This window comes from Streptomyces sp. JLBJ103 (assembly GCF_058215575.1).
Genome location: NZ_CM177089.1, coordinates 1,337,628 through 1,353,480, shown reverse-complemented (window position 1 = coordinate 1,353,480; position 15,853 = coordinate 1,337,628). Strand labels below are relative to the sequence as shown.

Here is a 15,853-nt window from a genome sequence, read left to right as displayed (position 1 = left end):
GAGATGGGGAGACCTGCGATGGACATGGCGAACTGGCGTGGTGGCTGAGCTGAGGAGCAGGGTTCTGCGTTCTGCGGCAGCCGGGGCCCTGCCAGCCCCGGGGGAAGGGCCGGTGGGAGGGCTTTGGGCGGACCGACGGATCAGCCGGCCAGCAACGGTTCGGACGCCGGTATGAGCGACGCCGGGTCGAAACCCACCTCGGCGAGCACCTCTTCGGTGTGCTCGCCGAGGTGCGGGCAGTGCCGAAACAGCCGGCCGGGCGTGCGGGAGTAACGGACGGGCGGTGCGACGTACTGGTAGGCACCCTCGCTCGGGTGCTCGACGGTCTGCAGCAGCCCGCCCTGGCGGGCGTAGCTGCTCTCCGCGGCCTCCTGGAGGCTGTGCACGGGGTGGGCAGGGATGCTCACCCGGTCGCAGAAGTCCTGCCACTGGGCGTTGGTGAACTTCGGGGTCACTTCGCGTACGTACGCGTAGAGCTCGTCGGCGTGCGCGATCCGCTGGGGCATGGTCGTGAAGCGGGGGTCGGCGGCCAGGTCGGGGCGGCCGGCGTGGGTGAAGAAGTCGCGCCAGTTGCGGTCGTTGTAGGGCAGGATGCACATCCAGCCGTCGGCCGTCGGACACGGCTTGCGCTCCTTGCTGAGCACGCGCGTGTATCCGTAGCCAGGCTCCTGGACCGGCTCCAGCGACGCGCCGGACAGATGCTCGACCAGGTTGAAGGCGATCATGGTGTCGGCCATTGGGACCTCCACGTGCTGCCCGGCGCCGGTGCGGTCCCGGTGACGGAGCGCGGCCAGTACGGACTGCACGATCACCAGGCCGCAGACCTTGTCCGCCAGGACGGTCGGTACGTAGTGCGCCTCGCCGCTCACCTGCTCGTTGAGTGACACCAGTCCGGAGGCGGCCTGCAGGATGTCGTCGTAGGCGGCGTTGTTGCCCTGGGGCGAATCGCTGCGGAAACCCTGGGCGTTGGCATACACCAGGCCCGGATTTGCGGGGGCCACGTCCTCGTAGCACAGCCCGAGCCGCTGCAGGGCCTGGGGGCGGACGTTGGTGATGAAGGCGTCGGCGGTGGCCAGGAGCGCGAGGAGCGCGCCCCGCCCGGCCGGGGTCTTCAGGTCCAGCCGCACACTGCGTTTGTTGCGGTTGAGGTTGAGGGTGGCACCGGCCATGCCCTCGTGGCGCCGGGGCTTGATGTGGCGGGTGGGGTCCCCGCCGGGGGCCTCGATCTTGATGACGTCCGCGCCGAGGTCGCCCAGTTGGGCTCCCGCGTACGGACCCATGATCACGGTGGCCAGTTCGACGATCCGCAGGCCAGCCAGCGGCCCGCCATTCGCGTTCTCGTCCCCGGCTGCGTCGTTCCTGTGGTGCTGTGGCGACATGCCTTGCGCCTCCTGCGTCCCTTCAGAAGCCCGGCCCCGCCAGCTGGACCGGACTGTGCTTCGGGCCACAATTCAACGCAGGGTCATTCATTGATCTCCAATACTTCTTCTAGACTTATTCATATGGCAGAGAGTATGGATCTGACGCAGCGCGTCCTGGAGCAGTTCGTGGTCCTGGCGGAGGAGCGACACTTCGGGCGGGCCGCCGAGCGGCTGTCGATGAGCCAGCCGCCGCTCAGTCAGGCCATCCAGCGCCTGGAGCGGCGCATGGGAGTGAGGCTCGTCGAGCGCAGCACCCGCGCCGTCCGGCTCACCCCGGCCGGCCAGGCGTTCGCCCGCGATGCGCGGCACCTGCTGCAGGCGCAGCACGCCACGGTCGAGCGTGCCCGCAGGATCGCCCACGGCACCGAGGGCGAACTGCACCTCGGCTTCGTCGGCGGTCTCACCTATGCCTTCCTGCCTCGCGTGCTGCGCTCGGCTCGGGAGCGACTGCCCGGTATCCGGGTCCACTTGCACCAGGGTGTCTCCGCTGAGCTGGCCGCGATGGTTCGCTCCGGCCGCCTGGATATGGCCTTTGTCCGCGGGCCGCTCGCGGACGCCGACGCGCTCGACCTGCGCACGCTCGCGGACGAACGGCTGGCCGTGGCCCTGCCCGAAGGCCACACCTTCGCCGGCCGCGAGGCCCTGCACCTGCTCGACCTGGCGGAAGAGGGCTTCGCACTGCCCTCCCCGACGGCCCTCGCGGGCATGGCGGAACAGGTGACGTCGGCCTGCCTCGCGGCAGGGTTCGCCCCGCGCGACACGGCGCGGGCCAACAGCCTTCCCGGCCTGCTTGCTCATGTCGCGGCGGGGAATTGCGTCGGCCTCGTGCCGGAACAGGTACGTGCCAGCGCTGTGCCCGCCGTGGTCTTCCGGCCCCTGCGGGACACCTCCAGCCACCTCGCTCTCAGCATCCTCGCCGCCACCCGCACCGGACAGGAAGATCCAGCAGTGCGCCGCATCCTGGATCTCCTCAACCAGCAGAGCCGCGAGGGGTGACGGGCGGGGGAGCCGAGGCCCGGACGCCAGCGCCCGCCAGGTGGCGGCACACATGGACGGTGGCCCGCTGGAAGCGGGACCGCCCTGTGAGCGCAGCCGAGGAGGCGTGGTCAGCCTCGGTGGCCTGAGGCCGTGGTCCGGGCTGCCCCGGCGGGTGCGGAAGGTCGTGGGGCGGCGGATGGTGGCTTCTGGTCGTGGCGCAGCTTCATGGCGATCAGCACGGCGAGCAGGCAGAGGGCCGCGGAGAAGGACCAGATGGGACGTATCCCCCCTCGCTCGCGAGGCCGGCCGCGCGGGCTTCGGGAGTGTCGATCAGCATCCGGTTGAGGATGCTGCCGAACAGGGCTCCGCCGATGCCGCCGGCCAGGGATTTCAGTGTGTTGTACAGGCCCGTGCCGATGGCGGTCCGGTCCTCTGGCGTGCGGCGGAGGATCAGCGTCGGCAGGGCGCTCATGGCCAGGCCGGCGCTCAGTCCGCTGGCGAACAGGCCGAGGCCGAACTGCCAGGGGGACTCGCCGCTGCCCTGTGCTGCTACAAACGCCTCGTCCGCCTCACCACATAGGACACTGTCAAAAAGGCGAGTACGTCGAGGACGTTGGAGCGCGCGATCGTGCGCGAAGTCGCGACGACGGCATAGCCGAGCTTGCGGTACGCCGCGACCAGTCGACTCCCATACCTTGCGACGCGCCGGTGATGACAGCGACCTTCTGCGCAGCAGAACTCATAGTGGCCTTCTCGATGGGAGGGGACTGGGCTCGACCATAAATAGCCGACCGGTCGCCTAATTGACGGTAAGCGGCCGGGTCCGCCCACGTCAAAGGGCCGTCCCGGCTGATGCGGAGCCGTCCACCGCCACTACCTGCGGGGGAAGCCTGCACCTATCGGAAGGGAGAAAGGCGGTCCTGGCGAGCACAGTGCGGCGGGCGCACGGTGAGCGCGAAAGCACCACATCCAGGCGCCCTTCTTCGGGGCGGGAACGCTCCAGGGCCGTGCCCTGCTGCTGTCCGGGGATCTGGGCGCAGCCTCAACTGCCCGCGTACAGGCTGCAGGCACGTCTGCACAGGTGATGGAGGGAAGCAACGACACCCCTATCCGCGCGACGGGAACCCTATTAACCGTGTCGTTTCTGCCGCTGACGTGGTGACGGGCTGTCACCGTACGTTCGTTGTGCGCCGGGAGTCCGGCAGTTCGTGAGCGAGGAGTGGTCACATGAAGGTCGGCCTGTTGGTACGCATCGAGGCGAAGCCGGAGTACGCCGACGAGGTGGAGGCCATGCTGCGCGGCGCGCAGGAGTTGGCCGAGCAGGAGCAGGGCACGGTGACGTGGTTCTCGTTCCGGGAGAACGCCACCACCTTCGGGGTGTTCGACACCTTCGAGGACGAGCAGGGACGTCAGGCGCACCTGACGGGCCGGATCGCCGCCGCACTGGGCGAGGCCGCACAGACGAAGCTCAGCGCGCCCCCGGTGGTCGCCCCGGTCGACCTGCTGGGGACCAAGGTACCGCCGGGGCGTTCGCCGTCATCGAAGCCGATCCCACAACCCTGACTTCATCGATCCAGCGCGAGAAAACTGAATCCACCCAGTGATATAGCGTTGCCCCCGTCCGGGAGGCGGCCTCCGGCAGTAGGCGGCGGCCGCCTCCCGGACAGTGCGATGCCTTCGAGGTATGTGCAGTTCAAAACATCAGGGAGAAAGGAATCCCCGCCATGCAAGTAGCAGTCGTCGTCTATGACGGGGTCTTCGACTCCGGACTCGCAGCGATCCTCGACGTACTGAGCAACGCCAACGCGCTGGGCGGGCAGATCCACCAACCGCCGACCTGGAACGTGACCATGGTCGGCGCCGGCCCGTCCGTGCGGACCGGGGCCGGGCTCCTCGTGGCGCCCAGACCACTCGCGCACGCGGACACGGCGGACCTGCTGGTCGTGCCGGCGCCGACGTTTAGCGATCCTTCGGCGCTGCTCGACCATGTCGGCGGCGACGAGTCCCTGCCCGTCCGCGACCTGATCGGCAGAACCCGTGCCCGCGGTACGACCATCGCCTCCGCGTGCTCGGGTACCTTCCTCCTGGCCGAGGCGGGAGTGCTCGATGGACTGCGCGCCACGACCACCTGGTGGCTGTCGCCGGCATTCCGCAACAGGTATCCCAAGGTCCATCTGGATCACAGCCAGATGGTCATCGGCAGCGAGGGCATCACCACCGCCGGAGCGGCCTTCGGTCACGTCGACCTCGCACTGGCGATCGTCCGGGCTGGTAGCCCCGCGCTCTCCGACATCGTCGCCCGCTACCTCGTGATCGACGAATGCCCGTCACAGGCGGCGTACACCATCCCCAGCGCTCTGGCCCAGAGCGACCCCACCGTCGCCGCCTTCGAACTCTGGACCCGCGAGCATCTGGCCGATCCCATCAGCATCCCCGAAGCGGCCAAAGCCATCGGCGTCAGCGAGCGGACCCTGCAGCGCGCCGTGCATCGCACCATCGGGACATCTCCCATCCGGTTCGTCCAGGACCTGAGAATCGAACGCGCTTCCCACCTGCTGCGGTCCACCGACATGTCTCTCGAGACCATCGCCCGGAAGGTCGGCTACGAACACCCCAACACCCTGCGGGTGCTCCTCCGCGAACGCACCGGCAAGACCACATCCGCCCTGCGCAGCAAGTAATTCCTTTCTTGGGTACGTCTCGCGCCGCTCCTCAGCCGATCCTCAGGAAGTTCCACGTCTGACGCCGCCAGCACGTCATCCCCGAGCCGAAGCCCAGTTCATGAGGCAGGAACTCCCAGGGAATGCCGGTGTACAGCACGAACAGGATGCCTGACAGCACCTTGCGGTCGGCCGGTGGAGAGCTGCACGAGGTGGAGGTTGCGGGCGTCGGCGGGTGACACCGATGTTCTCCAGGGCAATCGAACGGCGTCCTCGACGGGGGGCTCGGCGAGCGGGATCACGGCGGGCAGAAGCTGGGGAGTGCGGGAGACGTTCTCGTTGCGGCGACGGCGCGGGGTGAAGGAGAACTGTGCGGTGATGGCGTCGGGCCCGGTCGTATAGGAGTCGGCGATCAGGCGCTGTTGTTTGGTGTGCAGCAGGTGGGCGAAGCGCCCGAGCATGCTGCTTCCAGGGCAGGGTACGCCGGTGATTTCGAGGCTGAATTCGCCTCGAGCCAGGGCGTCTGTCGAAGGAGCGTGGACCTCGAAGCCGAGTTCGCAGCGGTCTGCGTACAGCGGATCTTCGACTACAACGGGCGGCTGCAGCGGTACGCCGACGACGGCATCCTCCGCCGCGCGTATGGGCCCAGGATGCGGAACTGGGGTGGGGAGGTCGACCAGCTCCACCGCGTCGTGGAGATCCTCAAGGACGACCCCGACTCCCGGCGGGCGACCATTCAGCTCTACGACCCTGCTCGCGACACCGCCGGCCACAAAGACGTCCCCTGCACACTCGGCTTCCGCTTCCACCTGCGTGGCGGACGACTGCACATGTCGACCACGATGCGCGGCCAGGACGTGTGGATCGGCATGCCGTACGACCTGTTCTTCTTCACCACGCTCCACGAACTCGTCGCCGGCTGGCTGGACGTCGACCTGGGGGAGTACCACCACCACGTCGACTCCCTCCACATCTACGAGCGCGACATCGAGAAGGCCGACGCGTTGACCGATGTGGCAGCGAGTCCGGTGATGCCTGAACTGTCTACGCCTTGGGAGGGGTTCGAGAAGCTCCTCGACCGGGTTCAAGCCGGTGGCGAGACAGGGCACCCGGGCTGCGATGCCATGGCTGAGACGATGCGCAGCTACCGGCTGTGGAAGGGCGGAGAGCGCGAGCAGGCGTGGCGTATCGCTGACGCCATCGAGGGGCCGCTCGGCGAGGCCCTGACCGGCTGGTACGGCGAGCTGAATCGTCGAGTTGGCGGCACGCCGCCTTCCGCACCGATGGGGACGAGGTGACCACCGCCGTGGACCACGTTCCGTCCGTCGTTCTGGGTGTGTGCTCCTTCACCCACGACTCCGCCGCAGCTCTCCTCATCGACGGCGAGCTGGTGGGCTTTGTCGAAGAGGAGCGCTTGTCCCAGCAGAAACACACCCGTGAGTACCCGCGTCAGGCCATCGGGTGGCTGCTGGGGGAGGCGGGCATCACGCCTGGTGACGTCGATGCCGTCGCGTACAACTTCCAACCCATCCGCTACCTCGCCGAGACTCCTGCTGCCCTGCGGATGGCTCTGTCGGGCACGACCCGCTCACGGGCCATACCGCGTGCGGCAGGGTTCGCCAAGGTCGCCGTGCGTACCCGGCGTCGCTTGCGGCTCCTCGCTCAGGACTTCCCCGACGCCCGCGTCACCCCTGTACTGCACCACCGCGCGCATCAACTGGCCGCGTTCACCGCGTCGGGCTGGGATGAGGCGGCTGTTCTCGTCGTAGACAGCCTCGGCGAGCGGCACAGGGCTACCCCTCGGTAGAGGCCACGCTGGCTGGGCAGGGCTCAGTGGCTGAGGAAGGGCACCGGGGCCGCGTGAGCCAACCTAGGGCGCTAATTTAGTTGGCGCTGCTTCAGGTGAACTCCCCCTGAAGCAGCGCCAGTTGGCGGCATCGTCGGACTCTTTAGTACGGGTAGAACCCCGACCCCGACTTCCGGCCCAGCCGCCCCGCGTCCACCATGCGCAGCAGCAGCGGGGGAGCGGCGTACAGCGGCTCCTTGTACTCGGAGTACATCGAGTCGGCGATGGCCGCGATGGTGTCCAGACCGATCAGATCGGACAGCTTGAGCGGGCCCATCGGATGGGCGCAGCCCATCTCCATGCCGTTGTCGATGTCCTCCCGGCTGGCGATCCCGGACTCGAACATCCGGATCGCGGAGAGCAGATACGGGATGAGCAGCGCGTTGACCACAAATCCGGAGCGGTCCTGGGCCCGGATGGCGTGCTTGCCCAGAACATCGTGCACCAGCGCCTCGGCGCGCTTGATGGTCTCGTCGCCGGTGGTCAGCGCCGGGACCAGTTCGACCAGCGCCTGCACCGGGGCCGGATTGAAGAAGTGGATACCGATGACCTGGTCCGGCCGCGAGGTGGCCACGGCCAGCTTGACCAGCGGAATGGAGGAGGTGTTGGAGGCCAGGATCGCGTCCGGGCGGGTCACCACCTGGTCGAGCACCTGGAAGATCTCGGTCTTGACCTGCTCGTTCTCCACGACGGCCTCGATGACCAGATCGCGGTCGGCGAATTCCCCCAGGTCCGTGGTGAAGCTCAGCCGCTCCAGCGTCGCGTCCCGCTCCTCCTCGGTGATCTTGCCGCGTTCGGCGGCCTTGCCGAGGGAGTTGGTCAAGCGGGTCCGGCCGATCTCCAGGGCCTCGCCGGTGGTCTCCGCGACCATGACGTCCAGGCCGGAACGGGCGCACACCTCCGCGATGCCCGCGCCCATCTGGCCGCAGCCCACCACTCCGACGCGTTCGATGTCGGTCACATCGTGCCTTTCGCTGATCACTGATCTGTCTGCCGGCTGTGTCGTCCCCCTGCCGCCCCAGACGTTACCTGCCGGTTATGGGCAAGGGACGGGTCGGGGCCGGATTCACCCGGCGCGCTCCGCCCGCTGTCACTGCTTCGTCACCACCCGTTTCCGCGTGGACGCGCGCGCCCGGACGCCCGCGCGGGAAGAGTGAAGTCACCGGGGTTCGGCGGCCGGCGGGGCCGACCGTCGCGGGAACCGCGGCAAGCATTGCCGGACGCGCCCAAGAGCCGCATCATCAGCGGGAGTTGTGGGCTACAGCGGGAGTCATCGGCACGCGGCGAGTGAGGAGTCGGCATGGGACAGATCACGCGCAGAAGTCTGACGGTGGCGGCCGCCGGGGCGCTGGCGGGCGCCGCCACGGCGGGCGAGGCGGCGGCGGCCGGACGGGAGACGCGTCGGCGCCCCGAGTTCCGCGGGATGTGGCTGGCCACCGTGGCCAACCGGGACTGGCCCTCCCGGCCCGGTCTCCCCGCCGAGCAGCAGCGGGCCGAACTGCTCGCAGCCTTCGACACCGCCGTCATGCGCAGGCTCAACGCGGTGATCTTCCAGGTGCGGCCGACCGCCGACGCGCTGTGGCCCTCGCCGTACGAGCCGTGGGCGGAGTACCTCACCGGCGCGCAGGGGCGGGACCCGGGCTGGGATCCGCTGGGCACCGCCGTACGGGAGGCGCACCGGCGCGGCCTGGAGCTGCACGCCTGGTTCAACCCCTACCGCGTCGCCAATCACACCGATCCCGGCAGGCTGGTCCCCGCCCACCCCGCTCGCCGCCACCCCGAGTGGATCGTGAGGTACGGCGGAAAGCTCTACTACAACCCCGGGCTGCCCGAGGTCCGCCGCTTCGTCCAGGACGCGATGCTGGACGCCGTCGTCCACTACGACGTCGACGCCGTCCACTGGGACGACTACTTCTACCCCTATCCGGTGGCGGGCCAGGTCTTCGACGACAACGACGCCTACGCCCGCTACGGCGCGGGCTTCCCCGACCGGGCGGCCTGGCGCCGGGACAACATCGACCGCCTGGTGCGCGAGACGGCCGTACGGATCAAGCGGCTCAAGCCGGGGGTGCGCTTCGGCATCAGCCCGTTCGCCGTATGGCGCAACGCGGCCACCGATCCGCGCGGCTCACGGACCACCGCCGGGGTGCAGACCTACGACGACCTGTACGCGGACACCCGCGGCTGGGTGCGGCGGGGCTGGCTGGACTACATCGTTCCGCAGGTGTACTGGAACATCGGATTCGCCGCCGCCGACTACGCCGAACTGGTGCCGTGGTGGGCGGACACGGTGCGTGGCACCGGGGCGCGGCTGTACATCGGTGAGGCGCTGTACAAGGCGGGCGATCCGGCGCAGCCCGCCCCCTGGCAGGACCACGCCGAGCTGTCCCGCCATCTCACCTTCGACCGGGACTACCCCCAGGTCAGGGGAAACGTCTTCTTCTCCGCAAAGGAAGTGGCCGCCGACCGCAACGGCGCCATGGCGCGTGTGGTCGCCGACCACTACGAGTGCTGGGTGCGTCCGCCCCGCTGAGCCGGATCGGCGGCGCGCTAGCGCCGCTTGCCGGTGGGCAGGTGGCGGACGACCGAGTCGGGACCGGGAGAGAACAGGCACTCGTGGCCGTCGTCCTCATAGCGGACGCGGTAGGGCGGTTCGCCGTGGTCCCCGAGCACTTCGATGATTTCCGCGGTCCGGTCGTGAATGCCGACAACCCTGCCGTGCACCAGCAGCTTGTCGCCTACGGTCGCCTCCATCTACATGACCTCCTACGGATTTCCTCCAGGACAATCCTTGAGGCCAGTTTATGGCCGGTTCTCCATGTTTGCGCCTGCCGGGATGCGGGTCCGTTCCGGCTTTTCCGGCATCCGGGCACGCTGGGTCACCCCGATGCACACCAGGACCGCGACCGCGGCTGCCGGGGCGGCGGGGGAGAGGTCCTCGTTCAGCAGCAGCACCGACCACACCAGTGTCAGCAGCGGCTGGGCCAGCTGGAGCTGGCTGGCCCGAGCCACCCCGATGGCCGCCATCCCGCGGTACCAGACCAGCAGCCCCAGGAACTGCGAGCCCACCGCCAGCCACAGCAGACCGGCGACCGCGTGGCCGCCGAGGTGCACCGGCTCGTACCGCAGTGCCAGCGCCGCGCCCGCCGCGGCGACCGGCAGACACCCCACCAGGGCCCAGCCGATCACCTGCCACCCCGGCATATGGGCGGCCAGCCGTCCGCCCTCGGTGTAGCCCGCGGCACACACCAGCAGCGCGGCGAACAGATACAGATCACCGGTGGTCGGGGCGCCGCCGCTCTGCTGCACCGCGAAGGCGATCACCACCGCGGCCCCGGCCAGCGCCGCCGCCCAGAACGCCGGGGACGGCCGTACGCCGGTGCGCACCGCGGAGAAGGCGGCGGTGGTCAGCGGCAGCAGCCCGACCACCACGGCCGCGTGCGAGGTGGTGGAGGTCTGGAGGGCGAGCGTGGTCAGCAGCGGAAAGCCCACCACCACCCCGGCGGCCACCACCAGCAGTCCGGGCCAGTGGCGGCGGTGCGGCGGCCGAACCCGCAGCGCCGCCAGCGCCCCGCCCGCGACCAGCGCGGCGAGCACCATCCGGCAGGTGGTCACCGACCAGGGGCCGAACCCCTCCAGACCCCAGGCGGTGGCGGGGAAGGTGAGCGAGAAGGCGGCCACGCCCAGCGCGGCCTGAAGGGTGCCGGTCGTCCCGGAGCTCTCGGCGCGCGCGGTGCCGCCGCCGCTGTTCACCGCTATCGTGCAGGGCTCGGTAGCGCTATCATCTACTGTCATGCATGAGCGTAGCAGTGTGGCTGAGTTGGCCGAAAGCCTGCGGAATGAGCTGAACCGCTACTCACCGGGTGAGAAGCTGCCATCCAGTCGGGCTCTGGTCGAGCGCCACCGGGTGAGCCCGGTGACCGTCTCCCGCGCACTGGCCGTCCTCGCCGCCGAGGGGCTGGTGGTCACCCGCCCCGGCGCGGGTGCCTTCCGCGCCGTCCGCTCCCGCCCCGAGGCGTCCCGGCCGGGCGACACCTCCTGGCAGGAGGTCGCGCTCAGCGTGGAGACGGCGGGCGAGGCCGTGCCGCGTTCGGTCGACGCCTCGGGGGTGCTGGCCACGCTTGCCGCCCCGCCGCCCGGCACCCTGGAGCTCAACGGCGGCTATCTCCACCCCTCCCTCCAGCCCGAACGCGCTCTGGCCGCCGCGCTGGCCCGCGCCGGGAGGCGGCCCGGCGCCTGGGGCCGCCCGCCCATGGAAGGGCTCACCGAGCTCCGCGAGTGGTTCGCCCGGGAGATCGGCGGCCCGGCCGGAACCCTCGCCGCCGCCGATGTCCTGGTCACCGCGGGCGGCCAGGCCGCGCTCACCTGCGCGCTGCGCTCCCTCGCCCCGCCCGGCGCCCCGGTGCTCGTCGAATCCCCCACCTACCCCGGGATGCTGGCCGCCGCCCGCGCCTCCGGGGTGCGCCCGGTCCCGGTCCCGGTGGACACCGACGGAGTGCGCACCGATCTGTTCGACGAGGCGCTGCGCGCGAGCGGCGCCCGCGTCTTCGTCTGCCAGCCGCTCTTCCAGAACCCGACCGGCGCGAGCCTGGCCGCCGAGCGGCGCCGCGAGGTGCTGCGGATCGCCCGCGCGGCGGGCGCCTTCGTGGTGGAGGACGACTTCGCCCGCCGTCTCGTCCACGAGGACTCCCCGCCGCTGCCCGCCCCGCTCGCCGCGGACGACCCGGACGGGGTCGTGGTCCACGTCTGCTCGCTCACCAAGGCCACCTCGCCCAGCCTGCGGGTCGGCGCGCTCGCCGCCCGCGGCCCCGCCTTCGAGCGGTTGCGCGCGATCCAGGTCGTCGACAGCTTCTTCGTCCCCCGGCCGTTGCAGGAGGCCGCCCTGGAACTGGTCGGCGCCCCCGCCTGGCCCCGCCATCTGCGCACCGTCGCGGCCGAGTTGCGCGCCCGCCGCCAGGCCATGGTCACCGCCGTCCGGCAGGAGCTGCCCGGTCTGGACCTGCCGCATGTGCCGCTCGGCGGCTACCACCTGTGGCTGCGGCTGCCCCAGCGCACCGACGAAGCCGCACTGGCCTCCGCCGCGCTGCGCGCCGGGGTCGCCGTCGCCCACGGCCGTCCGTACTTCTGCGCCGAGCCGCCCGCGCCGCACGTACGGCTGAGCTTCGCCTCGGTGGCCGGGGCCGGTGAGCTCGCCGAGGGTGTCCGCCGGCTCCGTACCGCCTGTGCCGAGGTGCTGGGCTGAATGGGACGAGGAGCCCTCGGCCGCGGGGGAAATCGCTGCCCTGTCGACGGGGCTTCCCCGGTCACGGGGGCAATGCGTCGGTCCCGCCGGCAGGCGGCTGGGCTGAGCTTCGCCTCGGTGGCCGGGGCCGGTGAGCTCGCCGAGGGTGTCCGCCGGCTCCGTACCGCCTGTGCCGAGGTGCTGGGCTGAATGGGACGAGGAGCCCTCGGCCGCGGGGGAAATCGCTGCCCTGTCGACGGGGCTTCCCCGGTCACGGGGGCAATGCGTCGGTCCCGCCGGCAGGCGGCTGGGCTGAGCTTCGCCTCGGTGGCCGGGGCCGGTGAGCTCGCCGAGGGTGTCCGCCGGCTCCGTACCGCCTGTGCCGAGGTGCTGGGCTGAATGGGACGAACGCCGCCGGTCACAGGGGAAACCGGTCGTCCCGCCGACGGGTGGCTGATAGGAACACCCCCATGACCGACGGCTTCGAGATATCCACCGACCCGGCGCGGCTCGACCCGGCCCGTATCCACCACTGGCTGTCCACCGACGCCTACTGGGCCCTCGGCCGCACCCGGGAGAAGCAGGACCGGGCGATCGCCTCCTCGCTCAACTTCGGCGTGTACGACACCGCTTCGGGCGCCCAGGTCGCCTACGCCCGCGTCCTCACCGACTACGCCACCTTCTCCTGGCTGTGCGACGTCTACGTCGACCGCTCCGTCCGCGGCAGGGGTCTGGGCACCGAGCTGGTCACCGCCGTCCGCGACCATCTCGCGCCGTACGGGCTGCGTCGCATCCTGCTGGCCACCGAGGACGCCCACGACGTCTACCGGAAGGTGGGCTTCGAGCCGCTGGACGTCCCGTCCCAGTGGATGCACCTTCTCTTCGCCCGGCAGTCGTCCGCCCGCGGCGAGGGGTGAATACCATGCCGGGATGACGTTCCGGTTCACGCTGGTCGCCGCCGCCCGCAGCTCCTCCCGGCTCGGCGAGCGGTTCGACGACGAACGACCTCTGGACATGGCGGGCCGCATCGCCGTGGAGCGGGCCGCGCCCGCCCTGCTTCCGCTGGCCGCGGCGGAGCTGCGCTACTGCTCGCCGTCGCCGCGCAGCCGGGAGACCGGTGGCGCCCTCGGCTTCACCCCCCTCGCCCAACTCGCCCTGCGCGACTGCGACATGGGCCGCTGGCGGGGCCGTACCCTGGCGGATGTGATGGCGCGCGAACCGGCGACCGTGGACGCCTGGCTCGCCGATCCGCGTTCCGCGCCGCACGGCGGTGAATGCCTGCTGGACTTCATCACCCGCGTCGGCGGCTGGCTGGATACCCGCCCGGCCGAGCACCCCTCCAAGATGCTCGCCGTCGCCGACCCCGGGGTGATACGCGCGGCCATGATGTACGCGCTCAAGGCACCCCCGCACTGCTACTGGAACGTGGACATCCAGCCGCTGTCCACCGTCACCCTCACCGGTCGGCCGGGGCAGTGGCGGCTGCGGATGGACGGTGACGCGCTCCGCTGACCGGGGATGCGCCGGGGGTTCGTCGGGGGTTCGTCGGGGGTGCGCCGGGGGTGCGCCGGGGATGCGCCGCACCGCCGCGCTGCGCCGTCCGGGGGCGGTCGTTCACCTGGATGATCTTGTCCGGTCGCCGTGGTGCGCGGCTCCGATGAGGCTGACTCCGGAGCGTTCATGGCATGACACAGGGTCAGGCCGGGCGGCTCCACAGAACCTCGGGAGACGTACGATGCCCCGCTTTGCCCCCCTCGCGCTGAGCGCCGCCGCTCTGGCCACCACCCTCGTCTGGGCCTCCCCGGCGGTGGCGGCCGCGCCGGTTCCCCTCGGTGGACACTCCGCGAACACCAGCCGCGAGCAAGTCCTCGAACTGGTCGCGCGGCAGACCCAGATCAACTTCATCGACAACGATGGCCCCGGCACCAGCCAGGGGGACGAACTCGTCCTGGCCGGGGATCTGTTGCGGGGCTCCGCCGTGGTGGGGAGCTTCGACGAGGTCTGCACCCTGACCCGGGTCGGCCCCGCTCCCGACACCTTCAGCCAGCAGTGCGTGGGCACGCTCAGCCTTGCCGACGGGGACCTCACCATCCAGGGGGTGGTCAGGGTCACCGCGGGCGGTCCTGGTGAGGTGACGGTCGCGATCACCGGAGGCACCGGGCGCTATCGCACGGCCCACGGGTACATCAACGCCGTCAACACCAGCGACACCGAGACCGAGCTCACCCTCCACATCATCCGCTGAGTGCGATAGGCGGGAGGGGAGCCAGGAATCCCGGACGACCGCCCGTCCCGCGTCAGGGCGCGGAGGTGAAGACCAGCGAGGCGTTGTGGCCGCCGAACCCGAAGGAGTTCGCCAGCGCGGCCGTCAGCGGGCCGCGCCGGGGGTCGCCGGTCACAACGTCGAGCTTCACCTCCGGGTCGAGGGTGTCCAGATTGCGGGTCGGCGGGATGACGCCGTCGCGTACCGCGAGAATCGCGGACAGCGCGCCGACGGCTCCCGCCGCCCCGAAGAGATGGCCGGTCATCGACTTGGTCGCGGTGACGGCCGGATGCAGCCCGATGGCCTCGGCGATCGACCGGGCCTCGACCAGATCGCCCTGGGGGGTCGAGGTGGCGTGGGCGTGGATGTGCCCGACCGCGAGCGGGGACAGCCCCGCCGAGGCCAGCGCCCTCCGCATCGCGCGGACCTGACCCTCGGGATGGCCCGCGGTGATGTGGTACGCGTCGGAGGTGACCCCCGCGCCCGCGAGCGCCGCATGGGCCCGTGCCGCCCGCGCCGCGGCGAACCCGGCGCGCTCCAGCACCACCACCGCCGCGCCCTCCCCGATGACAAAGCCGTCGCGGTCCACATCGAACGGGCGGGAGGCCAGGGCGGGTTCGTCATTGCGCGTCGAATGCGCCCTGGCCTGGGCGAACCCGGCCAGCGGCAGTGCGCAGACACAGGCTTCGGTGCCGCCCGCCACCACCACATCGGCCCGGCCCAGCCGGATCAGATCCAGGCCCATCGCGATGGCCTCGGCTCCCGACGCACAGGCGCTGACCGGGGTGTGGGCGCCGCCGCGCGCGCCGAGCTCGATGCTGACCCAAGCCGCGGGCCCGTTCGCCATCAGCATCGGCACGGTGTGCGGCGACACCCGCCGCACCCCCGACCTCTCCAGGACATCGTCCTGGCCCAGCATGGTCAGTGCCCCGCCGGTGCCGGTCCCGATCACCACGGCCAGCCGCTCCGGGTCGACGCCGGGCGTCCCCGCGTCCGCCCATGCCTCCCGCGCGGCGATCAGCGCGATCTGCTCACAGCGGTCCAGCCGCCGCGCCTGGACCCGGTCCATCACCTCGGTGGGCTCGACGGCGAGCCGGCCCGCGATCCGCACCGGCAGCCCGGCCGCCCATTCCTCCTCGATCGGGCCGATCCCGGACCGCCCGGCCAGCATCGCCTCCCAGGTCGAAGCCACGTCCCCGCCCAGCGGTGTGGTGGCCCCGAGCCCGGTGACCAGCACCGGTTCGGCCACCGGGCCGGGATGGGTGTGCGCTGTGGACATTCAACAACCCCCTTTGTCGTAGTGATACAACCCCTCCCATGGGTCGGAGCGGGCGGGGTTGTCTCTCGATGGCCAATCTGCCAGGGGTGTTGAGCGTGATCGCATGTTGTCCGGTGTCGAGAGTAGCGCCGGAGAATTGTAGGGATCCCTTATGGCGGGGTGTGGATCTCTCCGGTCGGAGCGCT

Annotated in this window: 16 protein-coding genes and 3 pseudogenes; 10 read left to right on the top strand and 9 right to left on the bottom strand. The window is 70.8% G+C overall.

The window, feature by feature from the left end; genetic code table 11:
* Positions 1–140: 140 nt before the first annotated feature.
* On the bottom strand, positions 141–1,379 hold the full coding sequence (locus tag AC4BEG_RS05740; RefSeq protein ID WP_490704821.1) for a CaiB/BaiF CoA transferase family protein: 1,239 nt from the start codon (positions 1,377–1,379) through the stop codon (positions 141–143).
* A gap of 135 nt (positions 1,380–1,514) precedes the next feature.
* On the opposite strand from AC4BEG_RS05740, the gene AC4BEG_RS05735 reads away from it, so the two are divergent.
* The gene (locus AC4BEG_RS05735) at positions 1,515–2,417 is read left to right on the top strand and encodes a LysR family transcriptional regulator (protein WP_490704820.1); all 903 of its coding nucleotides are present in this window, start codon (positions 1,515–1,517) and stop codon (positions 2,415–2,417) included.
* Positions 2,418–2,631: 214 nt separating this feature from the next.
* On the opposite strand, the gene AC4BEG_RS05730 is transcribed toward AC4BEG_RS05735, so the two are convergent.
* Together AC4BEG_RS05730 and AC4BEG_RS05725 are read right to left on the bottom strand one after the other, a co-directional pair.
* Positions 2,632–2,871, bottom strand: coding sequence for a hypothetical protein (locus tag AC4BEG_RS05730; protein WP_490704819.1), 240 nt, complete (start codon positions 2,869–2,871; stop codon positions 2,632–2,634).
* A gap of 125 nt (positions 2,872–2,996) precedes the next feature.
* Positions 2,997–3,142, bottom strand: a pseudogene (locus tag AC4BEG_RS05725) (3-oxoacyl-ACP reductase); the annotation flags it as partial.
* A gap of 484 nt (positions 3,143–3,626) precedes the next feature.
* Between AC4BEG_RS05725 and AC4BEG_RS05720 the strand changes: the two are divergent.
* Both AC4BEG_RS05720 and AC4BEG_RS05715 read left to right on the top strand, forming a co-directional pair.
* Complete coding sequence (locus AC4BEG_RS05720; protein ID WP_490704818.1) at positions 3,627–3,962, top strand: putative quinol monooxygenase; 336 nt, start codon at positions 3,627–3,629, stop codon at positions 3,960–3,962.
* A 161-nt stretch (positions 3,963–4,123) separates the two neighbouring features.
* The gene (locus AC4BEG_RS05715) at positions 4,124–5,080 is read left to right on the top strand and encodes a GlxA family transcriptional regulator (protein WP_490704817.1); all 957 of its coding nucleotides are present in this window, start codon (positions 4,124–4,126) and stop codon (positions 5,078–5,080) included.
* A 61-nt stretch (positions 5,081–5,141) separates the two neighbouring features.
* Here AC4BEG_RS05715 and AC4BEG_RS05710 read toward each other — a convergent pair.
* Together AC4BEG_RS05710 and AC4BEG_RS05705 are read right to left on the bottom strand one after the other, a co-directional pair.
* Positions 5,142–5,249, bottom strand: a pseudogene (locus AC4BEG_RS05710) (transposase); the annotation flags it as partial.
* A gap of 55 nt (positions 5,250–5,304) precedes the next feature.
* Positions 5,305–5,577 (bottom strand): annotated as a pseudogene (locus AC4BEG_RS05705) (lantibiotic dehydratase); the annotation flags it as partial.
* An 18-nt stretch (positions 5,578–5,595) separates the two neighbouring features.
* Here AC4BEG_RS05705 and AC4BEG_RS05700 point away from each other — a divergent pair.
* Together AC4BEG_RS05700 and AC4BEG_RS05695 are read left to right on the top strand one after the other, a co-directional pair.
* Positions 5,596–6,357 (top strand): thymidylate synthase, encoded by a 762-nt coding sequence (locus AC4BEG_RS05700; RefSeq protein WP_490704816.1) that lies wholly within the window; start codon positions 5,596–5,598, stop codon positions 6,355–6,357.
* Positions 6,354–6,866, top strand: a complete 513-nt coding sequence (locus AC4BEG_RS05695) for a carbamoyltransferase N-terminal domain-containing protein (RefSeq protein WP_490704815.1) — start codon at positions 6,354–6,356, stop codon at positions 6,864–6,866. The genes AC4BEG_RS05700 and AC4BEG_RS05695 overlap by 4 nt, the downstream gene beginning before the upstream one ends.
* Positions 6,867–7,008: 142 nt before the next feature.
* Here the strand turns inward: AC4BEG_RS05695 and AC4BEG_RS05690 are convergent, their stop codons facing one another.
* Entirely contained in the window at positions 7,009–7,866 is an 858-nt protein-coding gene (locus tag AC4BEG_RS05690) for a 3-hydroxybutyryl-CoA dehydrogenase (protein ID WP_490704814.1), read from the bottom strand.
* 339 nt (positions 7,867–8,205) lie between these two features.
* Here AC4BEG_RS05690 and AC4BEG_RS05685 point away from each other — a divergent pair, with 339 nt between their 5' ends.
* Positions 8,206–9,438, top strand: a complete 1,233-nt coding sequence (locus AC4BEG_RS05685; RefSeq protein ID WP_490704813.1) for a glycoside hydrolase family 10-like protein — start codon at positions 8,206–8,208, stop codon at positions 9,436–9,438.
* A gap of 17 nt (positions 9,439–9,455) precedes the next feature.
* On the opposite strand, the gene AC4BEG_RS05680 is transcribed toward AC4BEG_RS05685, so the two are convergent.
* Positions 9,456–9,659: a DUF1918 domain-containing protein gene (locus AC4BEG_RS05680; protein ID WP_490704812.1), complete on the bottom strand. Its 204-nt coding sequence runs from the start codon at positions 9,657–9,659 to the stop codon at positions 9,456–9,458.
* Between the two features lie 48 nt (positions 9,660–9,707).
* Positions 9,708–10,700, bottom strand: a complete 993-nt coding sequence (locus AC4BEG_RS05675) for a DMT family transporter (protein WP_490704811.1) — start codon at positions 10,698–10,700, stop codon at positions 9,708–9,710.
* On the opposite strand from AC4BEG_RS05675, the gene AC4BEG_RS05670 reads away from it, so the two are divergent.
* From AC4BEG_RS05670 to AC4BEG_RS05655, 4 genes are all read left to right on the top strand, one after another.
* Positions 10,699–12,147: an aminotransferase-like domain-containing protein gene (locus AC4BEG_RS05670; protein ID WP_490704810.1), complete on the top strand. Its 1,449-nt coding sequence runs from the start codon at positions 10,699–10,701 to the stop codon at positions 12,145–12,147. The two genes, AC4BEG_RS05675 and AC4BEG_RS05670, sit on opposite strands and share 2 nt — an antisense overlap.
* Positions 12,148–12,596: 449 nt before the next feature.
* Positions 12,597–13,043 (top strand): GNAT family N-acetyltransferase, encoded by a 447-nt coding sequence (locus tag AC4BEG_RS05665; RefSeq protein ID WP_490704809.1) that lies wholly within the window; start codon positions 12,597–12,599, stop codon positions 13,041–13,043.
* A gap of 13 nt (positions 13,044–13,056) precedes the next feature.
* Complete coding sequence (locus AC4BEG_RS05660; protein ID WP_490704808.1) at positions 13,057–13,638, top strand: histidine phosphatase family protein; 582 nt, start codon at positions 13,057–13,059, stop codon at positions 13,636–13,638.
* 223 nt (positions 13,639–13,861) lie between these two features.
* Positions 13,862–14,371 carry an allene oxide cyclase barrel-like domain-containing protein gene (locus tag AC4BEG_RS05655; protein WP_490704807.1) on the top strand — a complete coding sequence of 170 codons (510 nt, stop codon included), beginning with the start codon at positions 13,862–13,864 and terminating at the stop codon, positions 14,369–14,371.
* Positions 14,372–14,423: 52 nt separating this feature from the next.
* On the opposite strand, the gene AC4BEG_RS05650 is transcribed toward AC4BEG_RS05655, so the two are convergent.
* Positions 14,424–15,668 carry a beta-ketoacyl-[acyl-carrier-protein] synthase family protein gene (locus AC4BEG_RS05650; protein WP_490704806.1) on the bottom strand — a complete coding sequence of 415 codons (1,245 nt, stop codon included), beginning with the start codon at positions 15,666–15,668 and terminating at the stop codon, positions 14,424–14,426.
* Positions 15,669–15,853 lie beyond the last annotated feature (185 nt).